This is a genomic window from Mesorhizobium sp. ESP7-2 (assembly GCF_020164715.1).
Lineage (GTDB): Bacteria > Pseudomonadota > Alphaproteobacteria > Rhizobiales > Rhizobiaceae > Mesorhizobium.
In genome coordinates this window covers 64,321-79,031 of the sequence record NZ_JAIUGQ010000016.1, presented here as the reverse complement: position 1 = coordinate 79,031, position 14,711 = coordinate 64,321, and the positions used below count along the sequence as shown (strand labels likewise).

Annotated in this window: 11 protein-coding genes; 6 read left to right on the top strand and 5 right to left on the bottom strand. The window is 63.2% G+C overall.

All coding sequences use genetic code 11. From position 1 onward, the window contains the following. Window positions 1-21 precede the first annotated feature (21 nt). Window positions 22-879 (bottom strand): helix-turn-helix domain-containing protein, encoded by an 858-nt coding sequence (locus tag LB543_RS17305; RefSeq protein WP_224614898.1) that lies wholly within the window; start codon window positions 877-879, stop codon window positions 22-24. Window positions 880-1,110: 231 nt separating this feature from the next. Between LB543_RS17305 and LB543_RS17300 the strand changes: the two genes are divergently transcribed. Both LB543_RS17300 and LB543_RS17295 read left to right on the top strand, forming a co-directional pair. Beyond that, window positions 1,111-2,121: a fatty acid desaturase gene (locus LB543_RS17300; protein ID WP_224614897.1), complete on the top strand. Its 1,011-nt coding sequence runs from the start codon at window positions 1,111-1,113 to the stop codon at window positions 2,119-2,121. A gap of 93 nt (window positions 2,122-2,214) precedes the next feature. Then, a complete protein-coding gene (locus LB543_RS17295) occupies window positions 2,215-3,063 on the top strand; it encodes a phosphate/phosphite/phosphonate ABC transporter substrate-binding protein (protein WP_224614896.1) in 849 nt (282 codons plus the stop codon). Here the strand turns inward: LB543_RS17295 and LB543_RS17290 are convergent. The 4 genes from LB543_RS17290 to LB543_RS17275 form a co-directional block, all read right to left on the bottom strand. Next, window positions 3,028-4,383 carry a M24 family metallopeptidase gene (locus LB543_RS17290; protein ID WP_224614895.1) on the bottom strand — a complete coding sequence of 452 codons (1,356 nt, stop codon included), beginning with the start codon at window positions 4,381-4,383 and terminating at the stop codon, window positions 3,028-3,030. The genes LB543_RS17295 and LB543_RS17290 overlap by 36 nt on opposite strands. Window positions 4,384-4,392: 9 nt before the next feature. After that, window positions 4,393-6,963, bottom strand: coding sequence for an FAD-dependent oxidoreductase (locus LB543_RS17285; RefSeq protein WP_224614894.1), 2,571 nt, complete (start codon window positions 6,961-6,963; stop codon window positions 4,393-4,395). Further along, window positions 6,960-7,445: an endonuclease domain-containing protein gene (locus LB543_RS17280; protein WP_224614893.1), complete on the bottom strand. Its 486-nt coding sequence runs from the start codon at window positions 7,443-7,445 to the stop codon at window positions 6,960-6,962. Before LB543_RS17280 ends, LB543_RS17285 begins: the two co-directional genes overlap by 4 nt. A gap of 137 nt (window positions 7,446-7,582) precedes the next feature. After that, window positions 7,583-9,160, bottom strand: coding sequence for a trimethylamine methyltransferase family protein (locus LB543_RS17275; protein WP_224614892.1), 1,578 nt, complete (start codon window positions 9,158-9,160; stop codon window positions 7,583-7,585). A 405-nt stretch (window positions 9,161-9,565) separates the two neighbouring features. On the opposite strand from LB543_RS17275, the gene LB543_RS17270 reads away from it, so the two are divergent. The 4 genes from LB543_RS17270 (at window position 9,566) to LB543_RS17255 (ending at window position 14,520) form a co-directional block, all read left to right on the top strand. After that, window positions 9,566-10,726: an MFS transporter gene (locus tag LB543_RS17270; protein ID WP_224614927.1), complete on the top strand. Its 1,161-nt coding sequence runs from the start codon at window positions 9,566-9,568 to the stop codon at window positions 10,724-10,726. Window positions 10,727-10,826: 100 nt separating this feature from the next. Continuing rightward, entirely contained in the window at window positions 10,827-12,896 is a 2,070-nt protein-coding gene (locus tag LB543_RS17265; RefSeq protein ID WP_224614891.1) for a prolyl oligopeptidase family serine peptidase, read from the top strand. 70 nt (window positions 12,897-12,966) lie between these two features. Beyond that, on the top strand, window positions 12,967-13,092 hold the full coding sequence (locus LB543_RS17260; protein WP_081850491.1) for a capsid protein: 126 nt from the start codon (window positions 12,967-12,969) through the stop codon (window positions 13,090-13,092). 48 nt (window positions 13,093-13,140) lie between these two features. Beyond that, window positions 13,141-14,520: an aspartate aminotransferase family protein gene (locus tag LB543_RS17255; RefSeq protein WP_224614890.1), complete on the top strand. Its 1,380-nt coding sequence runs from the start codon at window positions 13,141-13,143 to the stop codon at window positions 14,518-14,520. The last annotated feature ends 191 nt before the right edge of the window (window positions 14,521-14,711 follow it).

The following is a 14,711-nucleotide window of genomic DNA, read 5'->3' as shown; positions in this document are numbered from 1 at the left end:
GCGGTCATTCCTGGCGCGCTCTCAGACAGAACCTGATGCGAATGACATGCCGGCCAGATTGCGTGCGAAGGCGGCCGCCTCATGCGGATTGATGTCGGCGGCGCGGATCAGATTGTCGAAATGCTTGGTCAGTGCCTGGACCGGCTGGGTGGCGTTCAGCACCACGTACATGTCGCCGACATAGATGGCGGCGCGATAGGGGCCGAAGATGGTAAGCGGGATGGAATAGCGCATGCGGCCGTCATAGAGGAACAGGCGGAAGGTCGGATAGAGGTCGTCGAGCAGCGTCGCCATATGGGCAAGCTGCTGCTGGCGGTCTGTGGCCGGGAAGCGGTCCCACACGCCGAGACCGCGGGCGAAAATCTCCAGCGTGTGGCGCGGCATGCAGACTTCCATATCGGTTTCCGGCCGCCGGTTGTACTCGATGCGGTATTGCGTTTCGCTGGCCTGCGCCAGGCGGCTCCTATTGGTGATGTTGGCCTCGTAGTCGACGAGCGCGTGGGTGCGCAGGAGATCGGGAATGCCAGCGGGCACATAACGGATCTTGGTGCCGGCGGCTTCAGCGAACCATTTGGCCAGCAGCGTGCGGTCGAAGCCGTCGGGCGCTTCCTCGATTTCGAGGCTCTCGCGGATTTCGCCGGTCACGCCCTCGTCCTGGCTGAGACCGAGCAGCCAGTCCAGCGACACCTTGAATTCGGCGGCGATGTTGAGCAGCGTTTCGGCGCGCGGCAGGCGCGTCGAGGCGCCCGACATCAGTTGCGACAGCGCCGACCGATCGATGCCGACTGCTGACGCGAAAGCCGACTGGTTGAGGTCGGACCTTGTCAGGAGCAGCTTCAGACGCTCTCGGAAGATCGTCGACAGATCGCGCTTGTCCATGCCTTTGCTCCCTGTTTTCTGGAGGAAAAATTTGCGCCGGAGCCACACGAATAGCCGCTCGAGGCGTAAATGAATCCCTAAGTCTGTTCACAATGTACAACATATGCAGCCAAAAATGCGCATACGCAACATTTTGTACACTTTGTCGCGTTGAGTGGAATCACGTCTCCTGACACAATGCTGTCAGGAACCAGTTGGGGTTCCGGCGACTGAGGGACAGTGGTCGATAGCATGACTGGCAAGAGCATTGGGCGAAGCAGCAAACCGGCCATCGAGTGGCCAACCGTGGTTCTCGCTTTCTTCTGCTACGGCACATGGTTCGCCGCCGGCTTCTTCCTCTGGCCATCCTATCCCCTAACAGCACTGATCGTGATGGCCGTTACGCTGGCTCTGCAGTCCTCAATCATGCATGAGGTGCTGCATGGTCACCCCACCCGCAACGCCGTCGTCAATGAGGCCTTCGTCTTCCTGCCGATCGGTCTTGCGTGGCCGTTCCGCCGCTTCAAGACCATTCACCTGCGCCACCATGCGGACGAGCGGCTCACCGATCCGCTGGACGATCCCGAGAGCTACTACAAGGCTCTGTGGCATCACGATGAATTGCCGCCGTTGATGAAATTCGTGCTGAAGATCAACAATACCATGGCCGGTCGCCTCGTGCTTGGTCCGTGGCTGTCGTGCGTCGGCTTCTTCATCGATGACGCCAAGCAGGCGATCGCCGGAGACAAGGCGATCCGCAAGGCCTGGCTGCTGCATGCGATCGGCCTTGCCGTGGTGCTGCCGGTCGTGCAGTTCGGGTTCGGCATGCCGGTTTGGCTTTATGTGCTGGTGCCGGTGTGGCTCGGCCAGTCGCTGATCTCGATCCGCACCTATGCCGAGCATCAGTGGTCTGAACATCCGGAAGGCCGCACGGTGATCGTCGAGCGCTCGCCCCTATCGTTCCTGTTCCTCAACAACAATCTGCACTTTGTCCATCACAAGAGCCCGACCATCGCCTGGTACCAGCTGCCGAAGCTGTTTCGTGACCGGCGCGAGGAATGGCTGCGGATGAACAATGGCTATGCCTATCCGAATTATTTCGCGCTGGTCAAAGCCTATGCCTTCAAGGCCAAGGAGCCGATCGTGCATCCGGTGCTGCGCCGCGCACCGGAGCCGGGCAGGGCGTTCAAGCCGCGCGTCAGGGCGCGCAGCATCAATGGGCTCGGCACGGTGCCGGTCCCGGCCGAGCCGCCCAAGGAATAACATCCGCTGATAGCATGATATCGTGTCGGCCAATTCTGATCGGACGCCGCGTTTTTGCGATCTTTTTTCCGGGCATGGTGGTTTGGTATCGGCATGAGTGAATTGATTGCGGCGTTGCCGATGTATGACTGGCCCGAAGCGCGCGACGAGGTCGACGCGCAATGGGCGTGGTTGCGCGATGCCTTCCGGCGGAAGGGTATCGACGCGCCGCAATCCATCGTGCGCCGCAATGGCGAGCTGCCGCCGGTGCCGGGCGGCATTCGCGACGGCGAGGGTAAACTCATCGCTCCGGATCCGGCGACGCTGCCGCCGGACGAACTCGATTTCCACAAGCTCTGGCTGCATCCGGCGCTGCTGTTCGCGCAGACCTGTTGGGGGCCGATGGAACTTGGTCTATCCCGGCATGTGCAGGTTGTCGGCCAGCCAAGCTACGACGCCTATGAAGGCGGGCAGGGCGAACTCTATTCGAGCGCGCTGGTTATGCGCGCAGGCGAGGGACCGGAGGTCCGGTCGCCCGCCGACGGCAAGGCCTTGCTGCCGCTCGATCTCATCCGAGGCCGGCGCTTCACCTTCAACAGCCTCGATTCCATGTCGGGCATCATCGCGCTGACGCGCGACCTGGAAGCGGCCGGCGAAAGCCTCGACATATTTTCATCGAGCGGTGAAAGCTTTTCACCGAGCGGCGAAAGCGGCGGCCATCGCCACTCGATCGTGGCGGTCGCCGAAGGCAGGGCGGATGTCGCAGCGGTCGACTGCGAAAGCTGGGCGCTGGCGCAGCGTTTCGAATCGGCGGCGCGCAAGGTCGTGATCGTCGGCTGGACGGCACGGCGCAAAGGCCTGCCTTACATCACTGCCGAGACGACGCCGGAAAAGACAGTGCGCGCGATGCGCGAAGCCCTTGCCGGCCTAGCCGAGCAGCCTCGCATCCAACGGGTAGGTTGAAAGTTTTTCGTTGCCGGTCTCGGTGATCAGGATCTGCTCCTCGATCTTGACACCTTCGCGCCCGCCAAGCCGGCCGATATAGCTTTCCACGCACAGCACCATGCCTGGCTCAAGCACGCCGTCCGGCGTGTCTGGCGTCCAGTCGCTGGCATGCGGCAAGGTCGGGTATTCGTCGGCCAGTCCAACGCCGTGGTAGAGTACGCCGTAGCGGGTCGGGAAGCAGTCGCCTGGGGGCACCGCTGAGCGCTCGACGAGGTCGCGGAACGAGACGCCGGGCTGCATCAATGCCGTATTGTGTTCGATCTGATCGGCGGCGATGCGGAACAGATCGCGCTGTTCGTTGGTTGGCCTGGTATCGCCGCACAGCCAGGTGCGCGAGAGATCCGCGCAGAAGCCGTAGGGGCCGATCAGGTCGGTGTCGAAGGCGACAAGATCGCCTGATACAATGATCCGCGACGAGCATTCCTGGAACCACGGATTGGTGCGCGGTCCCGACGTCAGCAGCCGCGTCTCGATCCATTCGCCGCCGCGCGCGACGTTGCCGCGATGCAGCTCGGCCCACAATTCGTTTTCGGAGATACCGGGCTTTAGTGCCTGTTCCATCTCGCCCATACCTGCCTCGCAAGCGACGATGGCGCGGCGCATGGCGAGGATTTCGTCCGGCGATTTGATCAGCCGCGCATTTTCCATCACCGCTTCGCCATTGCCGATGGAGATACCAAGGCGGTGGAGTTCTTCAACGCCTTCCGGATTGATGTGGTCGACGGCGATGCGGTTGTTGCCGCCGCCGTGCTCCCTTACCAGATCGGCGATGCCGGCCGCCCAGCGGCGGACTTTCTGCTCGGTCAGCTCGCCGCCATAGAGATACATCCACGACACTGCCGGCCGCACTTCGTCGACGACACCGGAATGATCGGACAGGTGTTCGCAGGAGAAATAGTCGAACAGCACCACCGGACCCTCGGTGGCGACGAAGCAATGCCGCGTCGGATTGTGCGCGACCCAGAGCTGCATGTTGGTGCTGTCGGTCGCATAGCGGATGTTGACGGGGTCATAGAGCAGGGCGCCGGCATAGCCGCGGCGCTTCAGCTCGGCGCGGATGCGCTCGAGCCGGTATTTTCGCATAGCCGGCAGGTCGGGCGCGGCGATACCCGCCGCGGCCCATTCAGCTTCGGCTACAGCGCCATAACCCAGCACATGCTGGTTGAGCGAAGCCGCCTTCTCGCGGGAGGCGTCGCGCAACGCCTCGATCGAGCCTGGCTCGAACGGCATGATCTTGCGATGGCGGCCGAAGCTTCCCTTTGGCGCCTCGCTGTCCATGGCCGGACCTCAGGTCCGCATCTTCTCGCCATTTGGGTCGAAAGGCGCTTCGACATTGATGCGGGCTGGTCGGCGGGATCCAAGAATCTCGATCTCGAACAGTCCAGCACTTTCATCCTCGGCGAGGGCTGCCGGCACATAGCCTTGCGCCATCGACTTCTGCACGTAATGCGCATAGCCGCCCGACGTCACCCAGCCGACAACGCGCCAGTCGCCATCGACGATGCCGCGCACGGCGGACGCGCCTTCGGCGGCCTTCGAGCCACGTATTTCCTTGCCTGAAGTGTCGAAGCGCGGCGCGCCGTAGCCATGCGGCTTTTCCACCGTGCCGTAGTCCTTGCTGACTTTGGCCCAGATCGGCTCGTCGCCCATCACGTCGGCGTCCGCTGCGTCGACGATGAAGGAGACACGGCGTAGTTTTGGCCCTTCCGCCTGTTCCTTGGCGGCGGCGTCACGGCCGATGAAGTCGTTCTTCTCGAGCTTGATGAAGCGGTCCATCGAACCTTCGAACGGGCCGTAGATCGGCCGCAACTCGCGGAACCAGGTCGGAAAATTCTTTTCCAGGCGCATCGACAGCAAGGCGCGCATGCCGAAATCGACGATGCCGAATTCCTCGCCGGCATCCTTGATCTGATGATAGACAAGGCGCTCATAGGCCGGCGCCATCCATATCTCGTAGCCGAGGTCACCGGTGTAGGTGATGCGATTGACCAGGCATGGCGCGCCGCCGACCGCCATTTCGCGGAAATCCATGAAGCGGAAAGCCTTGGTCGAGATGTCGACATCGACCAGCTTCTGCAGGAGTTCACGCGACTTCGGACCGGCGATCGAGAGGCCGACCAGCGTCTGGTCGAAGCGGTGGATGCGGACCGAACCGTCCTTGGGCAGCTGCCTTTCGAACCAGCGCATGTGATACTTCTGCGCGGCCGACGAGCCCCAGATCATGAAGCGGTCTTCACCGGCCTTGGCGATGGTGAAGTCGCCGATCAGCTTGCCGAACTCGTTGATCATCGGCGTCAGCACGATGCGGCCGGTCTTCGGCATGCGGTTGGTCATTAGCCGGTTGAGGAACTCTTCCGCACCCGGTCCCGACACTTCGTATTTGGCGAAGTTGGCGATCTCGGTGACGCCGACACGCTCGCGCGTGGCCCGCACTTCCTCGCCGATCGGCCCAAAATCGTTGGAGCGGTGGAAGGAGACAACGTCCTTCGGCTCCTTGCCCTTTGGCGCGAACCAGAGCGGGGTTTCGAGGCCCCACGAGTCGCCCATGACGGCGTTGTTGGCGAGCATGGTGTCGTAGAGCGGCGTCGTCTGCGCTGGGCGGGCGGCCGGCAGTTCCTCGTTGGGGAAGCGGATCGAGAAGCGGCGCGAATAGTTTTCGCGCACCTTGGCGTTGGTGTAGCGCAGGCCGGCCCACTCGCCGAAGCGGGCGACATCCATGCCCCAGACGTCGAAGCCCGGATCGCCGTGGACCATCCAATTGGACAGGGCGAGGCCGACGCCGCCGCCCTGGCTGAAGCCGGCCATCACGGCGCAGGCACACCAGAAATTGGTCAGGCCCTGCACCGGACCGACCAGCGGGTTGCCGTCGAGCGCGAAGGTGAAGGGGCCGTTGATGATCTGCTTGATGCCGGCCTTCTCGATGCCAGGGAAGTGCTTGAAGCCGATTTCCAGCGACGGCGCGATGCGGTCGAGGTCGGGCGGCAGCAGTTCATGGCCGAAATCCCACGGCGTGTTGACCGGCGACCACGGCTTGCAGGCCTTTTCATAGGTGCCGAGCAGGATGCCGTTGCGCTCCTGGCGGGTGTAGATCTCGCCCTTGAAGTCGAGCACGCCGATCATCTCGCGGCCGGTCGACTTGTTGAACTCCTCGACCTCCGGCATCGGTTCGGTCAAGAGATACATGTGCTCCATGGCCAGCACCGGCAACTCGACGCCGACCATGCGGCCGATCTCGCGCGCCCACAGGCCGCCGCAGTTGACGACATGCTCGGCGTGGACCGTGCCTTGTTCGGTGACGACGTTCCAGGTGCCATCCGGCTGCTGCGTCAGGTCGACCACGCGGTTGCGCAGCACGATTTCGGCGCCGAGTTTTTTCGCCGCCTTGGAATAGGCGATGGTGGTGCCGGAGGGGTCGAGATGGCCTTCGACCGGATCCCACATGGCGCCGACGAAATTGGTCTCGTCCATCAGCGGGAACATCGCCTTGGCTTCGGATGGCGTGATCAGTTCGGTGTCCATGCCGAGATAGCGGCCCTTGGCGTGGGCAAGGCGCAGAAAATCCATGCGCTCGGGCGTATCGGCCAACATCACCCCGCCGGTCAGGTGCAGCGAACAGGACTGGCCCGAAATCTCCTCGATCTCCTTGTAGAGCTGCACCGTGTAGGCCTGCAGCTTGGCGACGTTCGGATCGCCGTTCAGCGTATGGAAGCCACCGGCCGCATGCCAGGACGAGCCTGAGGTGAGCTCCGAGCGCTCGATCAGCATGACGTCGGTCCAGCCGGCCTTGGCCAGATGATAGAGCACCGAGCAGCCGACGACGCCGCCGCCAATGACAACCGCTTTTACGTGGGATTTCATGAAGATAGGTCCGTTTTTGAAGAGATTGAATCGAATGAGTGGGGCGTGAAAGCAAAGCGGAGGTCGGATACAGCGATGTTTTCGGAGAGCTTGCCATCAAGCGCGGCAAGGATGGTTTCACAGACGGAAGTGCGATGTTTCAGGACATCGTGGCTCCAGACACGCAGGATCGAATAGCCTTGGGCGCGCATGAAATTGTCGCGGCGACGGTCATGGGGACTGTCGGCGTGCTGGGATCCATCGATCTCGATGACGAGCCATTTTTCGCGGCAGGCGAAGTCTGCATAGAAAGAGCCGATGGAGAGCTGACGGGTAAAGCGATGACCACCAAGCTTGCGCGCTTTCAGTTCAAGCCAAAGCAATGCCTCCGCTTGATTGCCCGCTTGCCGGAGTTTTCGTGCTCGCTGCGTTGTGCCGGTTTTGCGGCGGCTGCGCGATGCGTGAACGGCTTCCCCCACTCCGTCGCTGCTTCGCAGCGCCACCTCTCCCCCCTCAGGAGGGAGAGGAAGGGAGCCAACTAGGCTAGGCTCGCGCCCTTCCTCTCCCCCGTCGAACGGGGGAGAGGTGGCGAGCGAAGCTCGACGGAGTGGGGGTCGACCGCGCATCAAATCCATACAGATCAAAAATCGGTCGGCGCGCCGCCTTCGGCGGTGCGCTTCTGGACGAAGGCGTTAAGCTCCTCGCGGATCGCTGGGTCCATGTAGGGCTCGTCGTAGGACGCCAGCCGCTCCTTCCAGACCTTGTTGGCCTTTTCCAGCGCCGTCGGCGAGCCGGCTTCGGCCCAGGTCTCGAAATTGCGCCAGTCGGACAGGATCGGCGAATAGAAGGCGGTCTTGTAGCGGTCCTGCGTGTGCTGGGTGCCGAAGAAGTGGCCGCCGGGGCCGACCGACTGGATGGCGTCGAAGCCAAGCGCCTCTTCGGAGAGATCGAGCGGGGTCAGGAATTCGGCCACCATCTGCAACAGGTCGATATCCAGAATGGTCTTCTCGTAGGAGCAGCGCAGGCCGCCCTCGAGCCAGCCGGCGGCATGCATCATGAGATTGCCGCCGCCCTGGATGGCGCCCCACAGCGAGAACACGCTTTCATAGGCGGCCTGCGCGTCGACCGTGTTGGCGGCGCAGGTGTTCGAGGTGCGGTAGGGGATGTTGTAGCGGCGGGCAAGCTGGCCACCGACGAGCTGCGCCTTCATGTATTCCGGCGTGCCGAAGGCCGGTGAACCGGACTTCATGTCGACATTGGAGGTGAAGCCGCCATAGCCGACCGGCGCGCCCTTCCTGACCATCTGGGCGAAGGCAATGCCGGACAGTGCCTCGGCATTCTGCTGCACCAGCGCGCCGGCGATGGTGACGGGTGCCATCGCCCCCGACAGGGTGAAGGGCGTGACGATGACGACCTGGCCCTTGCTCGACATCTGGATGATGCCTTCCATCATCGGCACGTCGAGCTTGAGCGGCGAATTGGTGTTGATGATGGTGAAGACGGACGGCTCCGCGAGCAACTGCTCGTGGCTGATGCCGCGCGCGATGCGGGTGATCTCGATGCCGTCGACATTGCGCTCCTTGCCGAGCGAATAGATGTGGAACACCTTGTCGGTCAGCGTTGCGAGGTCGCGGATGCATTCGAGATGGCGGACCGACGGGTGGATGTCGGTCGGCTCGACCGGATAGCCGCCGGTGCAATTCAGGATGTTGTGCATCTGGGCCAGGCGCAGGAAATTGCGATAGTCCTGCTGGTTGCCTGGCCGCCGGCCGCGATCGATGTCGGAGCAATTGGGCGCCGAGGCCATCATCGAGATGATCAGATTGTCGCCGCCGAAGCGCACATTGTGCGCGGGGTTGCGGGCATGGATGGTGAATTCGGACGGGCAGTTCGACACCAGCTCCAGGATCATGTCGCTGTCGAAGCGCACGCGCTCCGAGCCCTCGCGCACATCGGCGCCATTCGCCTTCATGATGCGGCGGGCTTCGTCGTGCAGCACATCGACACCGATTTCCCTGAGCACGCGCAAGGAGGCGAGGTGGATCGATTCCAGCTCGTCCTCGGAAACCAGCTTGGTCGGCGTCAGGGGATTTTTCAGCTGGCGGAAGGCCGGCTGTTCGAACGCGGCCGAGCCACCGGCACGCTTTCCGGCGCGACCGCCACGGCGGGCACGGTCGGGTGCCAAAGCCGGTTCTGAGGGTTGTAGGACGGCGGTCATGATGGTCCTCGTAGGATGCGATAACGGGCGGCATAATGGACCGGCGCCCGTCCGGCCATTGCGGAGGCGGCGACCACTAGGGCGAGGGAAGCGACATGCCCGAACGGCAGCTGCGTGGCCGCGACATCCGCCTTGATCATCCATCCGTTGGCGCAAGCGGATCTTCCTCGCCGGCCCTTTCTTTCCCCCGATCGAGCACGTAGCCAGTAAGGCCTGTCGGCAGGGAGGCGGCCGGCACCGTGATCGTCGCCCTCGACGCTTTGCTGGTCGTCTTCGCGCTCCATAAATCAGCCAGCCGCAGAGGCTCCTGACAGGGTTTGGCTGGAGCCGAGCGTCGTTCGGGCTGCAAGGCTTACCGCCATTGGAACGAACCGCTAAGTCTGCAACCGCGACGGCATCATGGATATGGACTTGGTGGACACGAGAAGCGACGAGACGATGCAGTGGGCAGCGATCACCGGTGTGATCGCGACCGTGTCCGTGTTCGCCATCGCGCAGGGCCTGTCCTACCCGCTGCTGAGCTTCATCCTGCAGCGCCAGGGTGTCTCGCCAGCGATGATCGGCCTGTCGGCCGCAATGACCGCTGTCGGCTTCATCCTGTCATCGCCGCTGATACCCGGCCTGGCGCGCCGGTTCGGGGCAGGGCGCACGGCGCTCACTTGCGCGGTGCTTTCGGCTGTCGTGCTGGCGCTGATCGGCTGGACGCAGAATGTCTATCTCTGGTTTCCGCTGCGCTTCCTGATCGGCGTGGTGACCAATCCGCTCTATGTGCTCAGCGAAATCTGGGTGATCGCGCTGGCACCGCCGGCCCGGCGCGGCCGCATCATGGGTCTCTATTCGACGATCATTTCCGCCGGCTTCGCGGCCGGCCCGCTTTGCCTGCTTGCCGTCGGCACGGAGGGCTGGCCGCCGTTCCTTGTCGGCATCGGCGCCTTCGTGCTCTGCGGCTTCTGCCTGGCGTCGGTTCTGCCGCGGCTTCCCATGGTGGACGAGGCCGGGCATCAGGTTTCGGTGATGGGTTTCATGCCGCTCGCCTGGCTGCTTCTATCGGCGGTGGTCGTGGCCGCCGGCTTCGAGCAGGCGGTGCTGGCGCTGCTGCCTGTCTACGGCACGCATCATGGCATCGCGGAGGCTCGCATGTCCGCGCTGCTCTCGGTCATGATCGCCGGCAACATTGCCATGCAGGTGCCGCTTGGCCTGCTGGCAGAGCGGCTGACGGCCCGCCTGGTGCGCTTCCTCTGCGTCTTGCTGACGCTGTTCGGATGTACGCTGCTGCCGGTGCTGATTGAAACCCCGCTGGTCTGGCCCTGCGTCTTCGTCTGGGGCGCTGTGTCCTACGGCATCTACACGATGTCGATCATCGAGCTTGGCGAGCGCTTTTCCGGCTCGGCGCTGGTCGCCGGCAATGCGGCATTCTCCCTGATGTGGGGCGTCGGCGGCATTCTGGTCCCGCCGCTTACCGGCGGCGTGATGGATGTGCTCGGCGCGGGCGGCCTGCCGGCCACGCTGAGTGCGATCTGCGCTATGCTGGCGCTGGCGACGATCATCCGCCGGCGGGTTCTGTGAAGCAACGTGACGCGGACCGCAAAAGACCATATCGCATCTTGAATGTCGGCGCCGCCAAGGCGATGTAGGCAAAGCCGCCCAGAATCCCCCGGAGACCTGCATGACCTCTTCGACGACCAAAGCTCAGCCTTATCAGAAGGCCGGCGATCCCTTCCTCTGGCTGGAAGACAGGACCAGCAAACAGTCGCTCGACTGGGTTCATAGCCAGAACGAGGTCACGGTGGCGGAATTGCAGGGCGATCCATCCTACCAGGCGTCGTTCCAGACGGCGCTCGACCTGATGACTGCGGAGGACAATATCGCGGTTGGCGCGGCAATCGCGGGCCATGTCTACAATTTCTGGCAGGACAAGACCAATGCGCTCGGCCTGTGGCGGCGCACGACGGTCGCTTCCTACAAGACCGACAAGCCTGACTGGGAAACGATCATCGACTTCGATCAACTGGCGGCGAAGGAGGGGATAAAGTGGGTGTTCGGCGGCGCTGTCAGGCTTTACCCCGATTTCAACCTCTGCCTGGTCTCGATGTCGCCCGATGGCGGTGACGCCAGCGCGATGCGCGAGTTCGACATCGCGGCCAAGTCCTTCGTGGAAGGCGGTTTTCAGGCGCCGGCCTCGAAATCGGGCTTTGGCTGGCTGGACGAGGATACGGTCATCGTCTCGGCCGCATTCGAAGAGGCCGACAAGACCGAGTCCGGATATCCGCGCGTGGTCAAGCTCTGGAAGCGCGGCACCAAGCTGGAAGAGGCGACCCCGATCTTCGAGGGAAAGACCGAGGATCTTGCCATGGGCGCCGGTGTCGAGTTCGACGGCGAGAAGCGTCACCTGTTTCTGGCGCGGACACTCAACTTCTTCGCATCGCACAGTTTCCTGCGCCTGCCCTCGGGCGAGAACCGCCGGATCCCGCTGCCCGACGATGTCACCGATACCGCGCTCTTTAGGGATCAACTGGTGTTCGGGGTGCGTACCCCGTGGATGGCGCCGGACGGCACCGCATGTCAGCCGGACGGGCTTTATTCGATCGATTTCGCGTATTGGATCGAAACCGGCAGTTTTGGCCCGATCGAAACGTTGCTGGCGCCGGCATATCGCGTCTCGATCGCCGGTATCAGCCGCACGCAGGACCGCCTGTTCATCAACCTGATGGACAATGTCCGCGGCAAGGTTCTCGTTTGCGAGCGTAAGGATCACGCCTGGTCGCTGAAACCTGTGGCGCTGCCCGGAAACGGCACGGTCGGCATCAGCCATGCCGAGCATTTCGGCTCCACCGTCTCCTTTTCCTTCACCGATTTCCTGACGCCCAGTTCGATCATCTGGTCCGATGACGATGGCGAGACGCTTGCCACGGTGAAGTCGCAGCCGGCCCGCTTCGATGCCTCGCCGCTTATCTCGGAACAGTTCGAGGCACGCTCGAAGGACGGCACGATGATCCCTTACTTCGTCGTCAGGCGGCGCGACCAGAACGGGCCGGTGCCGACGCTGCTCTACGGCTATGGCGGCTTCGAAGTGCCGCTGTTGCCCGGCTATGCCGGCGTGCGCGGCAGGCTGTGGCTGGAGAAAGGCAATGCCTATGTGCAGGCCTGTATTCGCGGCGGTGGCGAGTTCGGCCCGGCCTGGCACCAGGCGGCGCTGAAAGGCAAGCGCCAGAACGGCTTCGACGACTTTGCCGCGGTGGCTGAGGATGTCGTCAGGCGTGGCATCGCAACGCCTCAATCGCTTGGCATCCAGGGCGGCTCCAATGGCGGCCTGCTGACCGGCGCTTCCCTGACGCAGCATCCCGAGCTTTTCGGCGCCGTCATCATCGAGGTGCCGCTGCTCGACATGCTGCGCTACACCGAACTGCCGCCGGGCGCTTCGTGGATGGCCGAATATGGCGATCCGTCAAACCCGGAGGACGTCAAATGGCTTTCCGCCTATTCGCCCTATCAACATGTCAAGGCGGATGCCCTCTATCCCCCGGTGCTGCTGACCACCTCGACCGCGGACGACCGGGTCCATCCGGGCCATGCGCGCAAGATGGCCGCCCGCCTGCAGGACGCAGGACACGGCAAGACGCTGTTCTTCGAGGAGACTGAAGGCGGACATGGCGGACGCGGCGACCGCCGGCCGCAGGCAGCGCAGACCGCGATGAAGTATGTGTTCCTGCAGCGGGCGTTGAGCGGCGAAGCCTGACCTCATTCCATGGCACCACTAGAGCAAAGGGTAGTTCTCCTCGACCATCCTTTGCTCTAAGGTGCCCTTCATGGCTCTCGCTAGATTATCAGCTCGCGCATTCCGCGTCGCGGTGACACCGTCGTCACGCACGCTGCGCGCCGAGCTTTTGCGGCTGTGCGCCCGCATCGGCTATTCGCCACCTGCCGTCCTCTGACGAATTCGCCCCGGCACCGCCGGAATGATTTCAGAGGAAAGATCAGACATGACCTATCAGAACTACTCGCTGAAGCAGCTTCAGCAGATCGACGCCGCGCATCATCTCCATCCCTTCACCGACCACAAGGAGCTGCGTGAGGCAGGCGCGCGCGTCATCACCCACGCCAAGGGTCCGTTCATCTACGATTCCGAAGGGACGGAACTGCTGGACGGCATGGCCGGCCTGTGGTGCGTCAATATCGGCTACGGCCGTGACGAACTGGCCGAGGCCGCCTATGCCCAGATGAAGGAACTGCCTTACTACAATTCCTTCTTCAAATGTTCGACGCCGACGCCGGTGCTGTTGTCGAAGAAGCTGGCCGAGATCGCGCCACGCAACGTCAACCAGGTGTTCTATGGCTCGTCCGGTTCGGAGGCCAACGACACCGCGTTGCGCCTTGTGCGCCACTATTGGGTGCTGGAAGGCAAGCCGGAGAAGAACCGCGTCATCTCGCGCAAGATGGCCTATCACGGCTCGACCATCGCCGGCACTTCGCTTGGCGGCATGGATGCCATGCACAAGCAGCTCAACGGCGCGGTGCCCAACATCGTCCATGTGATGATGCCCTATGCCTATGAGCTGGCGCTTCCTGGCGAAAGCGACCATGATTTCGGCCTGCGCGCGGCAAAGTCCGTCGAGGACGCCATCCTCGAGGCTGGCGCCGACAAGGTCGCGGCTTTCATTGGCGAGCCGGTGATGGGCGCGGGCGGCGTCAAGATCCCGCCGGCGAGCTACTGGCCCGAAGTGCAGCGCATCTGCCGCAAATACGATGTGCTTTTGATGCTGGACGAGGTCATCACCGGCTATGGCCGTACCGGCGAATGGTTCGCAGCCCAGACCTTCGGCATCGAAGCGGACACCATCACCACGGCCAAGGCGCTGACATCGGGCTATCAGCCTCTGTCGGCGCTGCTGGTTGGCGACCGCATTGCCTCGACGCTGGTCGAGAAGGGCGGCGAGTTCAACCATGGCTACACCTATTCGGGGCATCCCGTGGCCTGCGCCGTGGCACTGAAGAACCTCGAGATCATCGAACAGGAAGGCCTGGTCCACCGCGTCAGGAACGACACCGGCCCTTATTTCGCCAGGGCTTTGCAGGAGCGTATTGCCGGGCATGATCTGGTCGGCGAGGTGCGGTCGATCGGCCTGATGGGTGCCATCGAGATCGTCAAGGACAAGGCGACGAAGGAGCGCTTCCTGCCGTCGGGGAGTGCCGCCGTGACGGTGCGCGATCATGCGATCGCCAACGGCATGATGCTGCGCGCCACCGGCGACACGATGATCCTGTCGCCGCCGCTGATCTGGACCCGCGACACCATCGACATGGCCTGCCAGCGCATCGGCAAGGCGCTCGACCTGGCGCAGGCGGACCTGCGCAGGCGGTAAGAGCAAATCTCGATTGGGCGTTTCTTCGTAGAAACGCCCAATTCCTGGAAGTATGCGTCGTGGCCGGGAACGAATTTCGCCTTCGGCGAACCGGCCAGCCGCGCGGTGAAGGCGAATTTTCGCCGGCTTTGACAAAGGCTTGAAGCGGACGCCGCGGAACTTCTTTGCGCATCGACGAAGTCATGCGCTAG